The organism is Qipengyuania sp. (genome assembly GCF_042095715.1).
In the GTDB taxonomy this organism is placed as follows: domain Bacteria; phylum Pseudomonadota; class Alphaproteobacteria; order Sphingomonadales; family Sphingomonadaceae; genus Qipengyuania.
In genome coordinates, this window is the sequence record NZ_JBELMO010000046.1 from 1 (window position 1) to 21,316 (window position 21,316).

General features: G+C 63.1%; 21 protein-coding genes. 9 read left to right on the forward strand and 12 right to left on the reverse strand.

Annotated features, from left to right (window positions below; all coding sequences use genetic code 11):
• From ACFDTG_RS11100 to ACFDTG_RS11140, 9 genes are all read left to right on the forward strand, one after another.
• The coding region (locus ACFDTG_RS11100) for a 2-oxoglutarate dehydrogenase E1 component (protein WP_375291110.1) at positions 1 to 1,727 on the forward strand (1,727 nt) is incomplete at its 5' end.
• Positions 1,728 to 1,766: 39 nt separating this feature from the next.
• Complete coding sequence (gene odhB, locus ACFDTG_RS11105) at positions 1,767 to 3,044, forward strand: 2-oxoglutarate dehydrogenase complex dihydrolipoyllysine-residue succinyltransferase (protein WP_375291111.1); 1,278 nt, start codon at positions 1,767 to 1,769, stop codon at positions 3,042 to 3,044.
• A gap of 10 nt (positions 3,045 to 3,054) precedes the next feature.
• Positions 3,055 to 3,396, forward strand: coding sequence for a hypothetical protein (locus tag ACFDTG_RS11110; protein WP_375291112.1), 342 nt, complete (start codon positions 3,055 to 3,057; stop codon positions 3,394 to 3,396).
• Positions 3,396 to 4,799: a dihydrolipoyl dehydrogenase gene (gene lpdA, locus ACFDTG_RS11115; protein WP_375291113.1), complete on the forward strand. Its 1,404-nt coding sequence runs from the start codon at positions 3,396 to 3,398 to the stop codon at positions 4,797 to 4,799. The genes ACFDTG_RS11110 and lpdA overlap by 1 nt, the downstream gene beginning before the upstream one ends.
• Positions 4,800 to 4,803: 4 nt before the next feature.
• Complete coding sequence (locus ACFDTG_RS11120) at positions 4,804 to 5,805, forward strand: NAD-dependent epimerase/dehydratase family protein (protein ID WP_375291114.1); 1,002 nt, start codon at positions 4,804 to 4,806, stop codon at positions 5,803 to 5,805.
• Entirely contained in the window at positions 5,802 to 6,620 is an 819-nt protein-coding gene (locus ACFDTG_RS11125) for a hypothetical protein (RefSeq protein ID WP_375291115.1), read from the forward strand. The genes ACFDTG_RS11120 and ACFDTG_RS11125 overlap by 4 nt, the downstream gene beginning before the upstream one ends.
• 35 nt (positions 6,621 to 6,655) lie before the next feature.
• Complete coding sequence (locus ACFDTG_RS11130) at positions 6,656 to 8,131, forward strand: DUF4403 family protein (protein ID WP_375291116.1); 1,476 nt, start codon at positions 6,656 to 6,658, stop codon at positions 8,129 to 8,131.
• A gap of 224 nt (positions 8,132 to 8,355) precedes the next feature.
• Positions 8,356 to 9,033, forward strand: a complete 678-nt coding sequence (locus tag ACFDTG_RS11135; protein WP_375291117.1) for a hypothetical protein — start codon at positions 8,356 to 8,358, stop codon at positions 9,031 to 9,033.
• Positions 9,033 to 9,662 (forward strand): trimeric intracellular cation channel family protein, encoded by a 630-nt coding sequence (locus ACFDTG_RS11140; protein ID WP_375291118.1) that lies wholly within the window; start codon positions 9,033 to 9,035, stop codon positions 9,660 to 9,662. Before ACFDTG_RS11135 ends, ACFDTG_RS11140 begins: the two co-directional genes overlap by 1 nt.
• Before the next feature lie 6 nt (positions 9,663 to 9,668).
• Here the strand turns inward: ACFDTG_RS11140 and ACFDTG_RS11145 are convergent, their stop codons facing one another.
• The 12 genes from ACFDTG_RS11145 to secY all read right to left on the reverse strand — a co-directional run bounded on the left by ACFDTG_RS11145 (position 9,669) and on the right by secY (position 21,237).
• On the reverse strand, positions 9,669 to 10,370 hold the full coding sequence (locus ACFDTG_RS11145; RefSeq protein WP_375291119.1) for a hypothetical protein: 702 nt from the start codon (positions 10,368 to 10,370) through the stop codon (positions 9,669 to 9,671).
• Positions 10,371 to 10,479: 109 nt separating this feature from the next.
• The gene (locus tag ACFDTG_RS11150) at positions 10,480 to 11,037 is read right to left on the reverse strand and encodes a hypothetical protein (protein WP_375291120.1); all 558 of its coding nucleotides are present in this window, start codon (positions 11,035 to 11,037) and stop codon (positions 10,480 to 10,482) included.
• A gap of 135 nt (positions 11,038 to 11,172) precedes the next feature.
• Positions 11,173 to 13,356, reverse strand: a complete 2,184-nt coding sequence (locus ACFDTG_RS11155; protein ID WP_375291121.1) for a prolyl oligopeptidase family protein — start codon at positions 13,354 to 13,356, stop codon at positions 11,173 to 11,175.
• 135 nt (positions 13,357 to 13,491) lie between these two features.
• Positions 13,492 to 13,917 (reverse strand): 50S ribosomal protein L17, encoded by a 426-nt coding sequence (rplQ, locus tag ACFDTG_RS11160; protein WP_375291122.1) that lies wholly within the window; start codon positions 13,915 to 13,917, stop codon positions 13,492 to 13,494.
• Between the two features lie 91 nt (positions 13,918 to 14,008).
• Positions 14,009 to 15,067, reverse strand: a complete 1,059-nt coding sequence (locus ACFDTG_RS11165) for a DNA-directed RNA polymerase subunit alpha (RefSeq protein WP_375291123.1) — start codon at positions 15,065 to 15,067, stop codon at positions 14,009 to 14,011.
• Positions 15,068 to 15,186: 119 nt separating this feature from the next.
• Positions 15,187 to 15,576, reverse strand: a complete 390-nt coding sequence (rpsK, locus tag ACFDTG_RS11170) for a 30S ribosomal protein S11 (protein WP_375291124.1) — start codon at positions 15,574 to 15,576, stop codon at positions 15,187 to 15,189.
• Between the two features lie 69 nt (positions 15,577 to 15,645).
• On the reverse strand, positions 15,646 to 16,014 hold the full coding sequence (gene rpsM, locus ACFDTG_RS11175) for a 30S ribosomal protein S13 (protein ID WP_375291125.1): 369 nt from the start codon (positions 16,012 to 16,014) through the stop codon (positions 15,646 to 15,648).
• Positions 16,015 to 16,308: 294 nt separating this feature from the next.
• Positions 16,309 to 17,085, reverse strand: coding sequence for an SDR family oxidoreductase (locus tag ACFDTG_RS11180; protein WP_375291126.1), 777 nt, complete (start codon positions 17,083 to 17,085; stop codon positions 16,309 to 16,311).
• A gap of 6 nt (positions 17,086 to 17,091) precedes the next feature.
• Positions 17,092 to 18,459 carry an NADP-specific glutamate dehydrogenase gene (gene gdhA / locus ACFDTG_RS11185; protein ID WP_375291127.1) on the reverse strand — a complete coding sequence of 456 codons (1,368 nt, stop codon included), beginning with the start codon at positions 18,457 to 18,459 and terminating at the stop codon, positions 17,092 to 17,094.
• A gap of 74 nt (positions 18,460 to 18,533) precedes the next feature.
• Entirely contained in the window at positions 18,534 to 19,124 is a 591-nt protein-coding gene (locus ACFDTG_RS11190) for an SRPBCC family protein (RefSeq protein ID WP_375291128.1), read from the reverse strand.
• Between the two features lie 65 nt (positions 19,125 to 19,189).
• Positions 19,190 to 19,834, reverse strand: coding sequence for an adenylate kinase (locus ACFDTG_RS11195; protein WP_375291129.1), 645 nt, complete (start codon positions 19,832 to 19,834; stop codon positions 19,190 to 19,192).
• A gap of 41 nt (positions 19,835 to 19,875) precedes the next feature.
• Positions 19,876 to 21,237, reverse strand: a complete 1,362-nt coding sequence (gene secY / locus ACFDTG_RS11200) for a preprotein translocase subunit SecY (RefSeq protein WP_375291130.1) — start codon at positions 21,235 to 21,237, stop codon at positions 19,876 to 19,878.
• Positions 21,238 to 21,316 lie beyond the last annotated feature (79 nt).

The following is a 21,316-nucleotide window of genomic DNA, read 5'->3' on the forward strand; positions in this document are numbered from 1 at the left end:
GCGGCTACAACACCGGCGGTTGCCTGCACTTCGTCATCAATAACCAGATCGGCTTCACCACCAGCCCGCAGTTCGGTCGCTCCAGCCCCTATCCCAGCGATGTCGCGAAGGGCGTGATGGCGCCGATCCTGCACGTCAACGGCGACGATCCCGAAGCGGTGACTTTTGCCTGCAAGCTGGCCGTCGAATACCGTCAGGTCTTCGGTCGCGACATCGTGATCGACATGTGGTGCTATCGCCGCTTCGGCCACAACGAGGGCGACGAGCCCAGCTTCACCCAGCCGATGATGTACGATCGCATTCGCAAGCACCCCAAGGTCAGCGAGCTTTACGCCGCGCGGCTGGAAGAGGAAGGCGTGATCGAAGATGGCTACGCCGACGGGCTGATCGACGAATTTACCGATAGTCTGGAGAAAGAATTCTCCGCCGCCAAGAGCTATCGTCCGAACGAGGCGGACTGGTTCGGCGGGCGCTGGGCGGGCCTCAACAAGCCCGCCGATCCGGAGAATGCGCGGCGCAGCGTGGAGAGCGGAATCGGCGACAAGCTGCTCGCCAGCCTCGGTCGCACGCTGACAACCGTCCCCGACGATCTCACCGTGCACAAGACGCTGAACCGCGTGATCGACGCCAAGCGCGAGATGTTCGAAAAAGGCGAAGGCTTCGACTGGGCGACGGCAGAGGCGCTGGCCTTCGGCAGTCTCGTGACCGAAGGATATGGCGTGCGCCTGTCCGGTCAGGATTCCGGGCGCGGTACATTCAGTCAGAGGCACGCGGTGTGGGTCGATCAGACCGACGAGCGAAAATATATTCCGCTCGCCACGCTGCCGCATGGCAAGTTCGAAGTCTATGACAGCCCGCTGTCCGAATATGGCGTGCTCGGCTTCGAATACGGCTTTGCCATGGCCGATCCGAAGAGCCTAGTAATGTGGGAAGCGCAGTTCGGCGATTTCGCCAATGGCGCGCAGATCATGATCGACCAGTTCATCGCCTCGGGCGAGGTGAAGTGGCTGCGCGCGAACGGCCTCGTTATGCTGCTGCCGCACGGTTACGAAGGACAGGGTCCGGAACACAGCTCCGCGCGGCTCGAACGCTTCCTGCAACTGTGCGCCAACGACAACATGTGCGTGTGCAACATCACCGTGCCGGCCAATTACTTCCATGTACTGCGCCGTCAGATGCTGCGCCCGTTCAGGAAGCCTCTGGTCATCATGACGCCCAAGAGCCTGTTGCGGCATCCCATGGCGAAATCCACGGCAAACGAATTTACCGGCGAGAGCCATTTCCGCCGCATCGTTTCCGATACGAAGACGATCGCCGACGACAAGGTAAAGCGCCTCGTCCTGTGCAGCGGGAAGGTGGCCTACGACCTCATTCAAAAGCGCGACGAGGAAGGGCTGGACGATGTGTCGATCGTGCGGATCGAGCAGCTTTATCCCTTCCCCGGCGATCCGCTTGCGGCCCGTCTGGCGAAGATGACCAATCTGGAAACCGTCGTCTGGTGCCAGGAAGAACCCAAGAATAACGGCGCCTGGTTCTTCGTCGATCGCCTGATCGAAGAAGCGGCGGAAGCAGCCGGCAAGCAGGGCATGCGCCCCTCCTATGCCGGGCGCGAAGTCGCCGCCAGCCCGGCCACCGGCCTCGCCAATCGCCACAAGGTTCAGCAGGAAGCGCTGGTTTCCATCGCTCTCGGCCTGGCCGACGGCGGCGCTGCGGCCCGCGGCAACTGATACCCATCATTCGGACCTGAAAGAGACCAGAGAAACCAAATGGCCCAGGACATCACAGTACCCACGCTCGGCGAATCCGTGACCGAAGCCACCGTCGGCGAATGGCTCAAGCAGCCGGGCGACGCGGTGAAGCAGGACGAGCCCATCGCCAGCCTGGAAACCGACAAGGTCGCGGTCGAGGTGCCAAGCCCCATTGCCGGCGTTCTCGGCGAACTGAAAGTGGCCGTAGGCGATACGGTTGAGGTCGGCGCCGTGCTCGCCACCGTCGAAGCGGGCGATGCGCCCGCGGCCAAGAACGAGCCCAGCAAGGACGAAGCGCCGAAGGCGTCGGTGCCTGACAAGGGCGTCGAGAAAGCCGCCCCCGCGCAGGCCAAGGAAGCGACCGGGACCGAAAGCGGTGGCGGAGGGAGTGGCGGCGATGCCGTCACCATGTCGCCCGCCGTGCGCCGCGCGGTGCTGGAACACGGGGTCGATCCCACCCAGATCAAGGGCAGCGGCCGGGATGGCCGGCTGACCAAGGAAGACGTGCTGGCCGCGGCGCAATCAAGGAAGAGCGAGCCGGCCCCGACGCCCTCGCCCGCCCCGGCGCCCGCACCGGCCGCAACCGCTTCGGGCGAGCGCCGCGAGGAACGCGTCAAGATGACGCGGATGCGCCAAACCATCGCCAAGCGGCTGAAGGGCGCGCAGGACAATGCCGCGCTGCTCACCACCTTCAACGATGTCGACATGTCGGCGGTGATGGAAACCCGCAACCGCTACAAGGACCTGTTCGCCAAGAAGCACGACATCCGCCTGGGTTTCATGGGCTTCTTCGCCAAGGCGTCCTGCCTCGCGCTGAAGGACGTCCCCAGCGTCAACGCCTATATCGAGGGCGACGAGATCGTTTATCACGACTATGTCGACATCTCGGTCGCGGTCAGCGCCCCCAACGGGCTCGTAGTGCCGGTGGTGCGCGATGCCGACAAGAAGGGTTTCGCGCAAATCGAGAAGGACATCGCCGACTTCGGCGCGCGCGCCAAGGACGGTACGCTGACCATGGACGATATGAAGGGCGGCACCTTCACGATCTCCAACGGCGGTGTGTTCGGATCGCTGATGAGCACCCCGATCATCAACCCGCCGCAGAGCGCCGTCCTCGGCCTCCACCGTATCGAGGACCGCCCGGTGGCGATCGACGGCAAGGTCGAGATCCGCCCAATGATGTATATTGCGCTGTCCTATGATCACCGCCTGATCGATGGACGCGAGGCCGTGACCGCGCTCAAGATCATCAAGGAAGCGATCGAGGATCCTGCAAGGATGCTGATCGATCTGTAAGGATTTTCCAATGGTTATCATACCGCGCCTCCCCCTCGCCGCCACCCTCGTATTGGCGCTCGCCGCCTGCGGGCAGAGCGATGTGGGAGCCGGCGGTGCGGGCGCGGAAGGCAGCGGGGGCTTGACCGCTCAGCTCAAGGCCAGTTGCGTCCGGTACATGGATGACGGCGGCCCCTTGGCGGAGGTCGGCGACCAGATCTGCGATTGCGCCAGCCGCCGCGCGCGCGAGGAACTGAGCGTGACGGCGCTCATGAGCGGAGACGATTCCGCGCTTCAGACTATCATTACGCAATGCGCCGACGAGGCCCTGGGGCTTCGTGGCGATGCGAAAACGAACAAGGCAGAAAGCTGATGAGCAATACCCAATACGACTACGACGTTCTCGTCATCGGAGCCGGCCCGGGTGGCTATGTGGCCGCGATCCGCGCCGCGCAGCTCGGGCTCAAGACGGCCTGCGCCGAAAGCCGTGACACTCTGGGCGGCACCTGCCTCAACGTCGGCTGCATCCCGTCCAAGGCGATGCTCCACGCCAGCGAATATTTCGATGCGGCGTCGAACGGCACGATGGAGAAGATGGGCATCGAGGTGAAGCCCACGCTCAACCTCGACAAGATGCATGCCCAGCGCCTCGACGCGGTCGAGGGACTGACCAAGGGCGTGGCCTTCCTGTTCAAGAAGAACAAGGTCGACTGGCTTCAGGGCCATGCCGCCTTCAAGGACGCGCACACCGTCGAGGTGAACGGCGAAACCAAGACGGCGAAGAACATCGTCATCGCCACCGGCTCCTCCGTCACCCCACTCCCCAATGTCGAGGTCGACAATTCCCAGCACATCGTAGTCGACAGCACCGGCGCGCTGGAACTACCCGAAGTGCCGCAAAAGATGGTCGTGATCGGCGCGGGCGTGATCGGGCTGGAACTGGGTAGCGTGTGGCGCCGCCTGGGCGCCGAAGTCACCTGTATCGAATTCCTCGACGAAGTGCTGCCCGGCATGGACGGCGACATCCGCAAGGAAGCGCGCAAGGTCTTCAAGAAGCAGGGCATCGACTTCAAGCTGTCGACCAAGGTGACCGGCTGCACCGTCAAGGGCAAGAAGGCGGTGCTGACCATGGAACCGGCCGCAGGCGGCGAGAGCGAAACGCTGGAGGCCGATTGCGTGCTGGTCTCCATCGGCCGCAAGCCCAATACCGACAAGCTTGGCCTCGATGCCATCGGGCTCGAACTCAACAAGCGCGGCCAGATCGAGACCGACCACAATTTCTCCACCAAGGTCGATGGCGTGTGGGCCATCGGCGATGTCATCCCCGGCCCCATGCTGGCGCACAAGGCGGAGGATGAAGGCATCGCGGTAGCCGAAAACATCGCCGGCCTCACCGGCATCGTGAACCACGATGTGATCCCCAGCGTGGTCTACACCTGGCCGGAAATCGCCGGTGTTGGCCTGACCGAGGAACAGGCGAAAGAACAGGGCGACATCAAGGTCGGCAAGTTCCCGATGATGGCGAACAGCCGCGCCAAGACCAATCACGAGCCCGATGGGCTGGTCAAGATCATCGCCGATGCGGAAACCGACCGCGTGCTTGGCGTGTGGGCCATCGCCGTTCCCGCCGGCACGATGATCGCCGAGGCGGCACTCGCGATGGAATTCGGTGCCACCAGCGAAGACATCGCCTACACCTGCCACGCGCACCCGACGCACAGCGAAGCGGTCAAGGAAGCCGCCATGGCGGTGACGGGCAAGCCGATCCACATCTGATCCGATGCCCGGCACCGTCGCCATCGTCGGTGCCGGGCAGATCGGGTTAGCGGCAACGCAGGCTTTTTCTTCGGCTGGATGGCGCGTGCGCGTGCTGGCGCGCAGCCTGCCGGACTGGCCGTTGGAAGAGGCACGTTTCGAAAGCCATGTCGCTGGGCGCGATACGGCCCCTTCCGCCGATGTCGTGGTCGATACGATCGCCTTCGACGCCAGCGATACCGCAAGGTACGATCCGTCGCTGGTCGGACGCCTCATCCTCGTCTCCTCGGTCAGCGTCTATCGCGATGAACAGGGGCGCACCCTGGACGAAGCCGCGAGCAACGGTTTTCCTGCGTTTCCAGCCCGCATTACCGAAGATCAGCCGACGGTTTCCGCCGGACCGCAAACCTATTCGACCCGCAAGATCGCTATGGAGCGGGACGCCATCGCCCGGTTCGGACAGCGCGCGACCATCTTGCGGCCCTGTGCGATCCACGGCCCCTATTCACGCCACCCGCGAGAATGGTGGTTCGTAAAGCGCCTGCTCGACAGCCGCGAGCAGATACCGCTGGCTTACCAAGGCAAAAGCCGTTTCCAGACTACCGCTGCGGCGTTGATCGGCGATGCTGCACTGGCCGCAGCCGAGCGCGGGGCCACCGGCATATACAATCTCGCCGACGCGGATTCGCCCAGCGTGCTCGAAATCGGGCAGGCCATTTCCAGCCGCATGGGCATGCGATGTGCGTTGGTCCCGATGGACGGGACCCCAGCGAGCGGAGCAGGCAGGACACCCTGGTCGATACCCGCTCCCATGATACTGGATGGCAGCCGTGCGGTAGAGACGCTGGGGATCGCGCCCTCACGATACGAAAAGGCAGTGGTACCTGCCGTCGACTGGCTGGCGTATCGGTCGAATGAGGGCCGGCTCACTGCGGACTGGCGCACCGCCTTCCCGCAACTGGCCGCCTACCCCTGGGACATGTTCGATTACGCCGCCGAAACGGCAATGCTGGGGGGAATGGAATGAAGGGCCGGGCAATGGCCGTGCTGGCGCTGGCGATCCCGGTCTTGGCTGGCCTGGCCTATCTATGGACGTTCGATGCGCCATCCAGCTATCTGGCGGTCAACGGCGGATCGCTGGTGCTGGCCGCTGTCTGGATCGCACTGGCGCCTCCGCAAGGTGGCACGGTCGTACGCCGCGTGCTGCTGATGTGCACATTGGTTTTGCTTTTCGTCCCGCTCCTGACCGGCCCTGCGATAGACGGTGTCGCTCGCTGGCTGCCGCTCGGCCCCGTCACGCTTCACGCCGGAATGCTCATGGTGCCGCTGCTGGTCGTGCTGCTCGGCAAGGAGCCGGAATATGCGCCGGCCCTCCTTTCCGTCGCTTTGCTGGCCGCGTTCCTCCAGCCGGATATGGCGACCGGCGCCGCACTGATGCTGGCGGCATTCGGCCTCTATGATGCGACCAAGGACTGGCGTTACGGCGCCTTTGCAGCAGTCGCCTTCGTCATCAGCCTGGTCGCAGCCATACAGGGCGAACTTCCCCCGCAGCCTTTCGTGGAGCGGGTCATTTTTCTTCTGGCGCGAACCGATCCGGTGGGCGCGCTGGGCCTTCTGGTTGCGCTGGTCGCGAGCTTCTTCCTGATGGCGAGCGCGGTGCCTGGCCCGGACGCTTCGCGCAAGGCGCTGGCGGGCAGCCTGTTCGGATTCTGCTTCGCGGGCATCGTTTCCAATTATCCCAGCGCGCTGATCGGCTATGGCGCAGCACCGATTCTCGGATACGGCCTTGCCCTCGGCTATCTGTGTGCGAAGAATCGCGACGGGCCCGCATTTTCGCGCTAAGCGGCGGACCTGGCTTGCAAAAAGGTTGGTGCCGCGTGATCAGATACGTATCGGCAGCGTCCCTGCTCATCGTGGTCGCTTTCTTGTCCGGATGCTCCAGAGGCGGCGATACGGGGCCCCCGCCGCGCGCTACTGACTCCATTGAGGTGCCCGCGCAGGAATCGGTCATAGCCGTTCCGATCACCGTCGATCTTTCCGGGCTGGCTACGGCACTCGAAAAAGAGGTGCCTCGCACGCTCTACACCATCGACCGCCCCGACGAGACGTGTGTCGCGTCGAAGAAGGTGAAGGTTGCCTTCGTCAAATTGAAAACGCCGACAATCAAATGCGACCTGACCGGTGCGGTGACCCGCGGCAAGCTCAGGTTCGAAGGGCGCGGGAAAGATATCCTGGTGACGTTCCCGGTCCATGCGACCGTGCAGGCAAAGGATATCGGCGGCATATTGAGCCAGGAGACCGCCAGCGCCGATGCCACTGCCAGCGCGCGCATGAGGATCGATCTGGACCGGAACTGGAACCCCGTGGGGACGGTCGATCTGAACTATAGCTGGACCGACGAACCGCATATCGACTTCATCGGCCAGCGGATCGAATTCACCAAGGATGCGGACAAGGAACTGCGCAAGGTCATCGCCAGGCTCGAACGCACGCTGCCTGCCGAACTCGGCAAGCTGAAATTGCGCGAGCAGGTGGACAAGCTCTGGGGCAAGGCCTTCACCTCGCTCCAGCTCAACCGCGCCAATCCCCCGGTCTGGATGCGCGTGACCCCGCAGGCGCTGCAATATGGCGGCTATACGCTGACCGGCACGCGGCTTTCGCTCGACATCGGCATGGAGGCGCTGACGCAGACCTTTGTCGGGGATCGCCCCGCCGATCCGAAACGCACCCCCCTCCCCCGCATGGCTCCGCTTTCGCAGAATGCCGGGCGCATGGTGTTCTTCATCCCCGTCATCGCGGATTACAAACAACTCGAACCGGTGGTTGCCAAGGCATTGCGAAAACGCCAGGCGCGGCCCTTCGACATTCCCGGAATAGGTCCGGTCATGGCTCGCTTCGGCGATGTGGAGATCTATGGAACCACCGGCGGGCGGATCGCCGCCGGGGTTACCTTCAGCGCGGTGCCACGCGATACCGATTATTCCGGTGCCACCGGCAAGATCTGGCTGACCGGTCGCCCGGTGAATCAACCGGGATCGCGGAAGGTGGATTTCACCGAGGTGGACGTGCGCGGCGATACCGACAGTCGCGGCGCGGACCTGCTGCTGAAACTGGCGGGAACGCCCGGCTTTTCCCAGACGGTCGGCACTGCGCTGGCTCAGAATTTCGAGAAGGATTATTCGGAACTGCTGGGCAAGGTTTCACGCGCGATTTCGGAAAAGCGTGAAGGCGACCTGATCATTCGGGCCGAGATCGACAAGGCCAGGACCGGCAAGCTCAAGGCCGCGGGACAAGGCCTGTATCTGCCCGTGTGGGGGGAAGGTCAGGCATCGATTACACTGCCCGCCCCGTAATTGCGCGATTTGGCGACAGGGGGCTTTCCTATCGCCTGCCGATCTGCCTAGGCTTGCGGCGCTATGCTTCGCTCCGCTGCCCGTTTCGCCCGCCGTATCGCCGCTGTGGAAGCACGCGAGAGTGCGGTTATTCTGTCCCCTGGACCGTGGTCCAAGTGGTCCATGTCTCGCCCGAAACAGCTCTTCGACACGAACGAATCGGGTAATGTCTGATGGCTAGGCGAATGCGAAATTTCGCCAGATGGCACATCTGGCTGGGCTGGCTCGCGGGCGTGCCCTTGCTGCTGTGGGTCGTCAGCGGCCTCACGATGGTGGCGAAGCCCATCGAAGAGGTGCGGGGCAATCATCTCCGCATCGAGCAGACACGGCAAGCGTTCAGCGGCAATCCCCGCCCGATCGCGTTTCAGCCGGACAGGTCCGCGCAGGCGGTCGAAATGCGAAGCTTCATGCAGAACGGGCGCTTTGTCACCCTGGTCACGCGGCCAGATGGCAGCGTGGACCGATACGATGCCACCACAGGCCGGCCGATGGGCGATATTACGGAGACGGAGGCCCGGGCACTGGTAGTCCGCGAAATCGTCGGCGGGGATGCGATTGCAGGCACGCGCCGCTTCGCCGCCGAGGACGCGCCGTTCGACTTCCGCCGGCCGGTCGCGGTATGGCAGGTGACCCTGCGGGACGGCACGCACGTCTATGTCGGCGAGGACAGCGGCGCGATCGAGGCCGTGCGTACGCGGTGGTGGCGGTTCTACGATTTCATGTGGGGTCTGCACATCATGGATCTGCAGACCCGCGAGGATACCCACCATCCCGTATTGATCGTCTCAGCGCTTCTTTCGCTGGGCATGGTGGTACTCGGTGGCGTCTTGATGTTTCGCCGCCGCAGGGCGAGGCCCAGCTGATGGACGCAATCATCCCGACGCCGGTTCTCGACTGGCTGGACCTGGCCGGTGTGGCCGTTTTCGCGCTTTCCGGAGCGTTGGCGGCCGCGCGCGAGCGCCAGACATTCGTCACCATGGCTTTCTTCGCCCTGATAACCGGGGTCGGCGGCGGCACGGTGCGCGATCTGCTGATCGATGCCCCGGTGTTCTGGGTGCACGATCGCTGGGTGGCGGCGGCCTGCGTGGCAACCGCGGTCATCGTCTGGGTTGCGCCACTTCATCTGTGGCCGGCGAAATTGCTGGATTATGCAGACGGCCTGGGCCTCACCGCCTATGCCGTGCTGGGATCGGCCAAGGCGCTGAGTTACGGCATCCCGCCGGTACCGGCCTTCGTGATGGGCGTGGTCACGGGCTGCGCGGGGGGCATCATTCGCGATGTCATCGCGGGGCGCCCGTCGATCATCATGCGGCCTGAACTCTATGTGACGGCTGCTGCCCTGTCGGCGGCGCTCTGCGTGGCCAGCGATGCGCTGGGGCTGGTGCGATGGGCGGGTTGGATCGCCGCCGCCACCGCCGGTTTCCTGCTGCGAACAGCCGCCATCCGCTGGCAGTGGGCGCTCCCGGCCTACAACCTGGAACGCCGCCGGTAAGCCGGTTCAGGCGCCGGGGTATTGTTCGCCGGGATAGTCGGGAAGGTCACCGTCGACCTCACCCGGTAAAGGGCCGCCGGGATAGGCCGGCAGCGCCCCCTGCTGCGTGGGCGCAGCATCCATCCGCGCGCGAGCGGAATAATAGGCGTCGTCGTCATACTGGCGATCCTCCACCCCATAGGAGGCGCCGCCACGCGCACCGGGTGCCGCATCCGTGTCCAGTCGGTCGATCCGGCCATCCGCGCCGATGGAACAATCGAAGAAGCCGCCCGAGGCCATCGAGCCCGTCACGCGCCAACCGCTCGCATTCCGCTCCACGCTATCCACGCTGGCAACCCGCGCGTTGCGTTCGATCTCGCGCACGCACATGTCGACCGCGCCGTCGATCCCGCGCGCATCGGTGCGATATTGCGGGCGCTGGTCGGGGTAACGCTGCGGATAGGGATAGCCGCGATCGCGCCGGTTGGCGCGCGAGGCGGCACTGGCCACGGCTGCGATCCCACCCAGCACCAGGACACCGGCGAGAATGTCGCCCGCATCGACCCGGTTATGGCGCCGATAACGCCCCCAACCGGAATGCTCGGCGGAGCGCAAGGCAGTCGAAGCGACGTCAGCGGTGCGGCCGATGGGCATGACCGCCGCACTGGCAGGCATCGCCAGCAGCGATGCCGATGCAAGAGCGGCAATGGAAAGGGAGATGGCCTTCATGTTTTCGATCCCCTGACGGCTCGCTCCACCACGCGAACGCTTGAACCCATTAGAGCTAGGCGGCTCAGCCTAAATCTGGGCTGAACCGCCTGGCTTGGCTGTGTGCCGTTCAAAGACCGCGGATACCGCTGTAGTCCACCCTCGCGACCCGGCCCCGGTCGATGTAGCAGGTGAACCGGCCATCATCGGCACGGCGATCATAGCGGCTGTTATAGTAGCCAAGGTCGCGCCGATCCCGGGAATAATATCCGCCGCGGTCGTAGTAGCCACCCCGGCTACCTTGCACCGTCATCCGGCCCTTCACTCTCCAGCCATAGCGCGTGTCGTCCACATCGCGAATGTCGGTCACCTGGGTGTAGCGATAGCCACGCCGGCTCGCGTCCTGACGCACGGCGCCGACGCATTGCTCGACTGCGGCGCGAGGATTGCCGTTGTAGTAGCCATATCGGCCGTCGCGGTAATAGCGATCGTCGCGGCGATTGTTGTTGCCAATCGAGGATGCAACGGCCGCGATACCGCCAAGAATAACTGCGCCTGCGATGACTTCGCCCGCGCTGATGCCGCGATTGTCGTCGTACCTGTCGCGTGCCGCCGCAGGAAGAGCCGGAACCATTACCATCGCGCCAGCCGCGAGGGTTCCGACCAATGCTTTGGAAATGGTGCTCATGATCTGTTCCTCATTTCTTTGCCGCAACCGTGTGCCGCAGCGTGATTTAAGGTATAGACCATCGACCATGCGCCTAAGCTGAAGCGCGCCGACAGCGAATGTTCATAAATAATCCACCTTTTATGAACACGCCCTCTATTCCGTTGGCGGAAGCTCAAGTCCGGTGTGATAGGCGAGGAAAGCCAGCACATCCGCTCCCTCGGCAATGATCTTGTCGGTCGGCTTCCCGCTTCCATGCCCCGCCCGCGTTTCGATGCGGATCAGGTGGGGGGCCCCATTCGGATCGACTTGCTGAAGGCGAGCGGTATATTTGAAGCTGTGGCCCGGCACCACGCGATCGTCGGTGTCTGCCGTGGTCACCAGAACGGGCGGATAGGCAACGCCCGGCCGAAGATTGTGGTAGGGTGAATAGGCGCGAAGGATCCGCCAGTCCGCTTCCTTGGACGGATAGCCATAGTCATCCACCCAGTACCTTCCGGCCGTGAACTGATCGAAACGAAGCATATCCATCACGCCGACAGCGGGGCTCGCCGCGTCGATCAGCTCCGGATTCTGATTGACGGTGGCGCCGACCAGCAAGCCTCCATTGGAACCACCCTGGATCGCGAGGCCATCGGACGTCGTGTAGCCGTTCGCCTTCAGATATTTGCCCGCCCAGGCGAAGTCGTCGAAGACATTCTGCTTGTTCGCGAGGCGCCCGCCATCGTGCCACGCCTTTCCGTATTCGCCACCGCCACGCAAATTCGCGAGCGCATAGGTGCCGCCGGCTTCCAGCCACGCCATGCGGGTTGCCGAAAAGCCGGGGGTCAGCGAGATGTCGAAACCACCATATCCGTAAAGAAGCGTCGGCGCGGGGCCGGTGATGCCCTTCTTTCGCACGATGAACATCGGGATCTTGGTTCCATCCTTGGATGGATAGAAAACCTGCGTTGCTTCGAAGCCATCAGGGTCGAAGCTCATCTTCGGTTCGGCGAAGACCTGTTGCTCCCCCGTGCCCAAGTCCAGGCGATAGATCGTCGCGGGGCGGGTGAAGCTGGTGAAGCTGTAGAAGGTCTCGTTCTCACCGGGTTTACCGGAAAAGCCCCCCGCCGTGCCCAGCTCGCCGAGCGCGATATCGCGCAGCGGCTTGCCATCGAGCGTATAGACGGCAGCGCGCGTGGTGGCATCCTTGAGATAAGTCAGCACCAGCTTGTCCCCAACGATCGACGCTCCATCGATCGGTTGTTCGGTCTCCGCCACCACGGTTGTCCATTCGGGCGTTGCGGCGGATAGATCCGTCTTTACGACGCGATAGCGCGGTGCATCCTTGTTGGTGACGAAATAGGCAGTGGTCCCTACGACATCGATCGGGTTCCAGGCGTTGTCGAAGCCGGATACTGCCGTTCTTGCGGTCCATCCCTTCTCCGTCGAGCCCTTGCTGAGGTCGATCGTATGGACCTCGTAACGGCTGTCGGTGCCGACGGACGAGATGATCGTGCCCCATTTCTCGTCGCTGCTCAGGGAAAGATAATGGCCATATTCCTTCTCATCGGGTGTGGCGTAGACCTCGACGTCCGCGCTCTGCGGTGTACCGACCTTGTGGTAATAAACAGCCTGGTTGTAAGCCAGGGACTGGAAGTCGGGCTTCTCCCCGGTGGCGGGGAACTTGGAATAAAAGAACCCCTCGTCCCCCATCCACTGAATGCTCCCGCTGTACTTCGCCCAGCGCAGCTCGTCGTCCAGTACCCGGCCGGTCGCGACATCCATCACGCGGATGATGCGCCAGTCCGTGCCCCCGTCCTGGATTTCATACGCCAGATATTTGCCGTTGCCGGATGGTTCGTATCCGGACAGCGCGGTGGCGCCATCCTCCGCCCATTTGTTTGGATCGATCAGCAAGCGCGCTTCTCCATCCCAGCCATCGCGCACGAACAGTTGAGCCTGATTGAGTAGGCCCGGATTGTAGCTGTAGAAATACGTCCCGCCCGCCCGGGTCGGGATGCCGTATCGCTCGTAATCGATGAGCTCGGTCAGGGTTTCGGTCAGCCAGTCGTGCCCGGGCAATTGCGCCAGCGCCGCCTCGGTGACCGCGTTCTGACTTTCGACCCATTGGGCGACTTCCGGGTCCTCGCGAACATCGTTCTCGAGCCAGCGATAGGGATCGGCCACGCGCTCCCCGAAGGTTTCATCGACAACATCACCGCGGCGGGTTTCGGGGTATGACATGGAAGAGGATTCCGCTGAGGCCGCTGCGGCCGAATTCGTTGACCCATCCGTTTGCGCCGATGCGGGAGAGGTTGCCAGGGCGACAAGGGATGCGGCGGTTAGCAGGCGATGCATGATTGGAAAGACCCTTCCGAGATATTTGCCCCTTCGTTCGGGGGCGTCAGGGAAGAACCTAGGCAGGTCAGGCCGCAATGAAAAGGGGCCGCGAGTTTCCCCGCGACCCCAAAATCATGCCAATGCGAAAGCGCCTCAGGCGTTCTCGTATTCGTCCTCGTCAGCGTTCATGACGGGGCCGGAATCCTGCCCCTTGGCATCGACGTCGCGGTCGACGAACTCGATCACCGCCATCTGCGCGGCGTCGCTGGCGCGATAGCCGGCCTTGATCACGCGCGTGTAACCACCCTCGCGGTCGGCATAGCGCTCGGCGAGAACGTCGAACAGCTTCTTCAGCTGCGTCTCGTCCTGCAAACGGCTCATGGCCAGACGGCGGTTCGAAAGGCCGCCACGCTTCGCCAGCGTGATCAGCTTTTCGATGTAGGGGCGCATTTCCTTCGCCTTGGGCAGCGTGGTCATGATCTGCTCATGCTTAATCAGCGCGGCGGCCATGTTGCGGAACATGGCGTGGCGGTGACCCGTCTTGCGCTGCAGCTTGCGGCCAGAAATTCCGTGACGCATTTCGTATTCTCCGTTCGTAAGGGGCCCGTGTCAGGTAGCCCGGTCCGGGCGGCAGTATCGGGTCACCGCCCATAACCCTTTATGCCGAGGGTTAGCCCAACAGCTCCTGCTCGAGCTTTTTGGCCATTTCCTCGATGTTTTCCGGCGGCCAGCCAGGGATGTCCATGCCAAGGCGCAGACCCATCGAGCTCAGGACTTCCTTGATCTCGTTCAGGCTCTTGCGGCCGAAGTTCGGCGTGCGAAGCATCTCGGCCTCGGTCTTCTGGACCAGGTCGCCGATGTAGATGATGTTGTCGTTCTTGAGGCAGTTGGCCGAACGAACCGACAGCTCCAGCTCGTCGACCTTCTTGAGAAGGTAACGGTTGAGAGTGTTGGTGTCGCTTTCCTGCACCTCGGCAGCCTGACCGATCATCGGGCCGGCGGTGGGCTGCGGGATGCCTTCCTCGAAGTGGACGAACAGGCTCAGCTGGTCCTGAAGGATGCGTGCGGCATAGGCCACCGCGTCCTCGGGCGTCACCGTGCCATCGGTCTCGATGGTCAGGCTCAGCTTGTCGTAGTCCAGTTCCTGGCCGACGCGGGCATTCTCGACCTTGTAGCTGACCTGGCGGACCGGCGAATACAGGCTGTCCACCGGGATCAGGCCGATCGGCGCATCGACCGGACGGTTCATGACGGCGGGCTGATAGCCCTTACCGGCATTGGCGGTGAGTTCCATATTGAGAGTTGCGCCGTCATCCAGGTGACAGATCACGAGATCCTTGTTCATCACCTCGATATCGCCGGAAACAGCGATATCGCCTGCGGTCACTTCGCCCGGCCCGGTAGCGGAAAGCTGCAGGCGCTTCATGCCCTCGCCTTCCATCTTGAGCGCGATCTGCTTCACGTTTAGCACGATGTCGGTGACGTCCTCGCGCACGCCGGCGAGCGAGGAGAATTCGTGCAGAACGCCCTCGATCTTGATCGAGGTGATCGCCGCGCCCTGAAGGCTGGAAAGCAGCACGCGACGCAGCGCGTTACCAAGGGTCAGACCGAAGCCACGCTCCAGCGGCTCGGCGACGAACGTCGTCTTGCGGCCCTTGGCGGCCGTGTCCTTGACCTCGAGGTTGGTCGGCTTCTTGAGTTCCTGCCAGTTCTTGCTGTTGACGGCCATGGATATCCCCTAATTCGCTGGGTAGCGCTTAAAACGGGCGGGACCGGAGCGCTTCGAAAGCGCGTCCGGTCCGTGAAAGAGCGGCGATGCGGCCAGAAACCGCACCGGCCAGGTACGGATCAGACGCGACGACGCTTGGACGGCCTCACCCCGTTGTGCGGGATGGGGGTTACGTCACGGATCGAAGTGATGGTGAAACCGACGGCGGCGAGACCGCGCAGCGCGCTCTCACGGCCCGAGCCGGGGCCCTTGACTTCGACTTCGAGGGTGCGGACGCCGTGTTCGGCGGCCTTCTTGCCGGCGTCGTCCGCTGCCACCTGTGCAGCATAGGGGGTCGACTTGCGGCTGCCCTTGAAACCCATCATGCCGGCGCTGGACCAGCTGATCGCATTGCCCTGCGCGTCGGTGATGGTGATCATGGTGTTGTTGAAGCTGGCGTTGATGTGCGCGACACCGCTGGTGATGTTCTTGCGCTCACGCCGGCGGATGCGGTTGGGTTCGCGTGCCATTTGAAAATCCTAACGTCGAGACATGGACCGCTTGGACCACGGTCCAGGACGGAAAAAACGAAGCCGGTCTTACTTCTTCTTGCCGGCGATCGGCTTGGCCTTGCCCTTGCGGGTGCGCGCATTGGTGTGCGTGCGTTGGCCGCGGACCGGGAGACCGGCGCGATGGCGAAGACCGCGATAGGAACGCAGGTCCATCAGGCGCTTGATGTTCATCGCGGTTTCGCGACGAAGGTCACCCTCGACAGCGTAGTCCGCGTCGATCGTCTCACGGATGCGCAGAACTTCCTCGTCGGAAAGATCGGCCACGCGGCGAGCGTGATCGATACCGAGCTTGTCTGCGATCTCGACGGCCGTCTTGCGGCCGATACCGTGAATGTAGGTCAGCGCGATGATCACGCGCTTGTTGGTTGGGATGTTGATCCCGGCAATACGAGCCACTTACTTCTCCATGCTCCACAGGGCCTTGCCCGAACGGGCGACCCTATCTCATCGCGAATTCATCCGTCAGCAGGGGCGCCTAACGCAAAAAGGCCGGATGGCGCGCTGATGAGGCTGCCGCCTGCCGGACCGACCCGAACCTGTCGAATGAACGGCGCGCTTAATGCGATTCCGACGCAGCGTCAACCGCCTTTCCGCGCACGCATCGACGCGACCACCCATATGGGCGGCGCGTCCGATGATGCAAGGGGTGTAGCACGAAGGGGGGCGCTGTCAAAATCTGGCCGATATCCGTTAAAAATTTGCTGTGAAGGCGCCGCCGTCCATCAGGAGGTTCTGCCCCGTGATGAAGCCGGCATGCGCGCTGGCGAGGAATGCGCACGCGGCCCCGAACTCCTCCGGTCGACCGAACCGCTTGGCCGGACCCGCTTTTTCCCGAGCCTTACGCACGTCCTCTATGGTCCGGCCGCTGGCAGAGGCAGCCTTTTCGATAATGGAATCCTGCCTGTCGGTGTCGAAGTTGCCCGGCAACAGATTGTTGATGGTGACATCGGCGGATACCAGCTGGCGCGCGACACCGGATAAAAACGCAGTCAGTCCGGCGCGCGCGCCCGAAGAAAGGTCGAGTTTCTCGATACCGGTCAACACGCTCGCCGAAGTGATGTTGACGATCCGGCCGAAGCCCCGCCCGACCATGCCGTCCGCAACCGCCTGCACCAGCGCGATCGGCGTCACCATCTGCGCTTCCACGCCTGCGCGGATTGCCTCGGCGGACAAGTCGCGAAAATCGGCGAGCGGAGGACCACCGGCATTCGTCACAAGGATATCGACATCCGCCACCTTCAACAGGCGCTCGCGAACCGCGGGCTCCGTCACATCACCGGCGATGGCCGTGACCGTCGCACCCGTGTCTGACCGGATGGCGGCGGCGGTGGTCTCCAGCACATCGCCATCGCGGCCGTTCACGACGACAGAGCATCCCGCCCGCGCCAGCGCCTCCGCACAGGCACGGCCGAGGCCCCTGCTCGATGCGCAGACGACGGCGTGGCGACCGGCGATACCGAGGTCCATGGCGCTCTACACCACCCCGAACGCGAGCATGGCATCCGCGACCTTCTTGAAGCCGGCAATATTGGCGCCCTTCACATAGTCCACATAACCGTCCGATCCTTGCGAACCGTACTCGACGCACTTCTCGTGGATGCCTTCCATCAATTCGGTAAGCATCGAACCGAGCCGCTCGTTGTTCCAACTGATGCGCTCGGCATTCTGGCTCATCTCGAGACCAGAGACAGCCACGCCGCCGGCATTCGCCGCCTTGCCCGGTCCGTACATGATATGGGCGTCGTGGAAGACTTTGATCCCGTCCAGAGTCGTCGGCATGTTCGCCCCCTCGCTCACCGCGATTACGCCGTTGTCGACCAAGGCCTTGGCCTCATCCTCGTTGAGTTCGTTCTGGGTGGCGCAGGGAAGCGCCAGATCCGCCTTCACGTTCCACGGGCGCGCGCCATCGCCATGGAACGTCGCAGACTTGAATTCGTCGCAATACTCGCTGATGCGTCCGCGGCGCTTGGTCTTGAGCTCCTTGACCCAGTCGATCTTGTCTTGGGAGAAGCCATCGGGATCGTGGACGAAACCGTCACTGTCGGAAAGGGTAAGAACCTTTCCGCCCAGTTCGACGATCTTTTCTGCCGCGTGGGTGGCCACATTGCCCGAGCCCGAGATGACGGTCGTGTGCCCCTCGATATCTTTCGACTGGTGCTTGAGCATGTTGCGCAGAAAATAGACGGCACCGTACCCCGTCGCCTCGGGGCGCATCTGCGAACCGCCATACTCCAGCGCCTTGCCCGTCAGCACGCCTTCCCAGCGGTTGGTGATCCGCTTGTACTGGCCGAACATGTAGCCGATCTCGCGCCCACCCACGCCGATGTCACCCGCTGGCACATCCGTATCCGGGCCGATGTGGCGGTAGAGCTCGGTCATGAAGCTCTGGCAGAAGCGCATGACTTCGCTGTCGCTCTTGCCCTTGGGATTGAAGTTGGAACCGCCCTTGCCCCCGCCCATCGGCAGACCGGTGAGCGAGTTCTTAAAAGTCTGCTCGAAGGCCAGGAACTTAAGCACGCTTTCGGTCACACTCGGGTGGAAGCGGATGCCGCCCTTGTAGGGGCCGATGGCGTTGTTGTTCTGGACGCGCCACCCGCGCTGGACGCGGATGTTGTGATTGTCGTCTTCCCAGCACACGCGGAAGCTGACGACGCGATCGGGCTCCGCAATCCGGCGCAATATCTGGGCAGAGTGATAGGCTTCCTTGTCCTCGATGAAATCGAAGACGTCCTGCGCCACTTCCTGGACGGCCTGGATGAATTCCGTCTGGCCCGGATTGCGTTTCTTCACGCCCTCCATGAAGCCATCAAGATCGACGTGACGATCATATACCGAAGCCATGGTGTTTACTCCCAGCCTGGCCCGGCCGGGTCGGCGCGGGCTGTTTCAATCGGTTGCGCGACCCGAATGCAATTCTACCCCGGTGTGTCGGCCCCCGGCTCTTCATTCGTGGTGGGGGCGTCCAGCGAACCGAGATGCGCCTGAAGGCCGCGAAGCTGCTCACTCATGACAGCGTCCACGGCTTTCGAAATCTGCGGGATCTCATACCGCATAGGGCCGCCGACATTGTATTCCCACAAGATGCGGGTGCCGCCGTCTACATCCTTGAGAGTGATCGTGAGAACGCCGGTCGCGGGTTCGCCTTGCAGGGGCCCGAGCCCTCCGCGCATGCGCAGCACCTTGAGCGGGAAAGCCTGGACCACAACCGCATGCCGCGCGCTGCCCTCCATCGGGGAGCCGCCCGCACCGTCGTCGCCCGGAATGCGCTCACAGAAACAGCCGCCCGCCTGCGGAGTCAGAGTGAGATTCGCGGCATCGCCCGACCAGGTATGGCTGGAATTCCACCACTCGCCGGGCTTGGTCAGGGCGAGCCAGGTTTCCATTGGGCTAGCGGCGACCGTTGCGGTGTCGCGGGTCACGAAGCCATCCGCGCTGGTTTCGACCACTTCGGCACGAAGCGGTGTGGCGGCGAGCGCGACAATGGAAATCATCGTCCAGCGATGCATGGTTTCCCCCGTCCCTTTCACGCCAGTCTAGGCGGTTCGCGGCGGGATGAAAAGCAGCTTTCGGATCAGGCGAGGATCGTGTCGATCGCTTGGGTGACATCCTCTATAGAGGCCATCCCGTCGACCCTGCTCACGATCCCGCGTTCTTCGTAAAGCGGAAGGATCGGCGCGGTCTTGGCGCGATATTCCGCCATTCGCGTGCGCACGGTCTCCGCATTGTCGTCAGGGCGCCGCTTGAACTCGGTCGAACCGCAAACGTCGCAAACCCCGTCGACCTTGGGCCGGTTGAACACATCGTGATAGCCGGTACCGCAATTCGCGCAGGTAAAGCGGCCCGTGATGCGCTCAACCAGCGCATCCTCGTTCACTTCGAGCTCAATCACGTGGTCCAGCTTGCGCCCGTGACCGGCAAGAATCTCGTCCAGCGCGGCGGCCTGTGCCGCGGTCCGCGGATAACCGTCGAAGATGGCCCCCGTCTCGCTCCCCATGGCGGTCAGTTCGGCATCGATCAGCGCGGAGACGATCTCGTCGGACACGAGCTCACCCCGATCCATGATGGCCTTCGCCTGCAACCCCACCGGCGTCGCCGCCTGCACGGCTGCCCGCAGCATGTCTCCTGTCGAGAGCTGCTTCATCGCATGCTCCGCCTCGAGGCGCTGCGCCTGAGTGCCCTTCCCCGCCCCCGGCGGACCTAGAAGAATGATGTCCATGCGCCCCTCGTTCCCTCGCTGAGCTCGTCCGGCGCGCGCAGTTAGCGCAGGCGGCCCTTCAGTTTAGCCTTCTTGATCAGGTCGCCGTACTGATGTGCCAGCAGGTGCGACTGGATCTGAGAAATCGTGTCAACCGTCACATTGACCACGATCAGCAGGCTGGTGCCACCCAAAAAGAGCGGAATGCCGGTACGCGCGATCATGTATTCCGGCACCACGCACACGATCGTGAGATAGATCGCGCCGATCACGGTGATGCGGGTCAGAACATAGTCGAGATATTCCTCGGTTCTTTTGCCCGGGCGGATGCCCGGAATGAAGCCGCCGTTGCGCTTCAAATTCTCCGCGGTTTCCTCAGGGTTGAAGACGACCGCAGTGTAGAAGAAGCAGAAGAAGATGATGCCGATGGCGTAGAGCAGCATGTAGATCGGCTGCCCGTGCTGCAAATACTGGTTCAGCGTCACGATCAGCTGGCCGGAAAAACTCGTGGTGTCCACGTCCTGCCCGGCGAACTGGGTGATCGTGAGCGGCAACAGCAGCAGCGAGCTGGCAAAGATCGGGGGAATGACGTTGGCCGTGTTGATCTTGAGCGGCAGGTGGCTGCGATCCGCCTGCATGCCCCGCGCGGTGGCGCGCTTGGGATACTGGATCAGCAGACGCCGCTGCGCCCGCTCCATGAAGCTGATGAACAGGATCAGGATAACGACCATCACCAGGAAGCCGATGATCAGCCCCGGCCCGATCGAACCGGTCCGGCCGCCTTCGAAAAGATTGCCCGCGAACTGCGGAAACTGCGCGACGATGCCGGCCATGATGATGAGTGACACGCCGTTACCGATGCCGCGACTGGTGATCTGTTCGCCCAGCCACAGCAGGAACATGGTCCCACCGATCAGGCTGATGACGGCCCCGACACGGAACATGACGCCGGGATCGACCACAGCCTGAACCCCGCTCGACGCGCCGTAGGTTTCCAGGCCCTGGGCCACGAAATAGCCCTGGATCGCGCACAGGAAGACAGTGCCGTAACGAGTGTACTGGTTGAGTTTCTGACGCCCGACGGTCCCTTCCTTTTTGAGGGCCGCGAGCGCGGGATGCAGCGAACTGGCGAGCTGCACCACGATGGAAGCGGTAATGTAGGGCATCACGCCGAGCGCGATGAGGCTCATGCGCTCAAGACTGCCGCCCGTGAACATGTTGAACATGTCGAGGATGCCACCGCGCGTCTGATCGGCCAGGCGCGACAGGATCAGCGGATTGACCCCCGGCAGCGGCACGAAGCTCAGAAAGCGGAACACGATCAAGGCACCGACGGTGAACCAGATGCGCTGGCGCAGCTCGGTGGCCTTGGAGAAATTGGCGAAGCTTATATTGCTCGCGAGTGCGTCCGCACGGGTTGCCATCGGTAAAAATCGATCCTGGTGTTGCGCCGGTCCCTCCCGGCTCAGGTCGGATAGATAGGGGGGCGAGGTCCGTATGTCG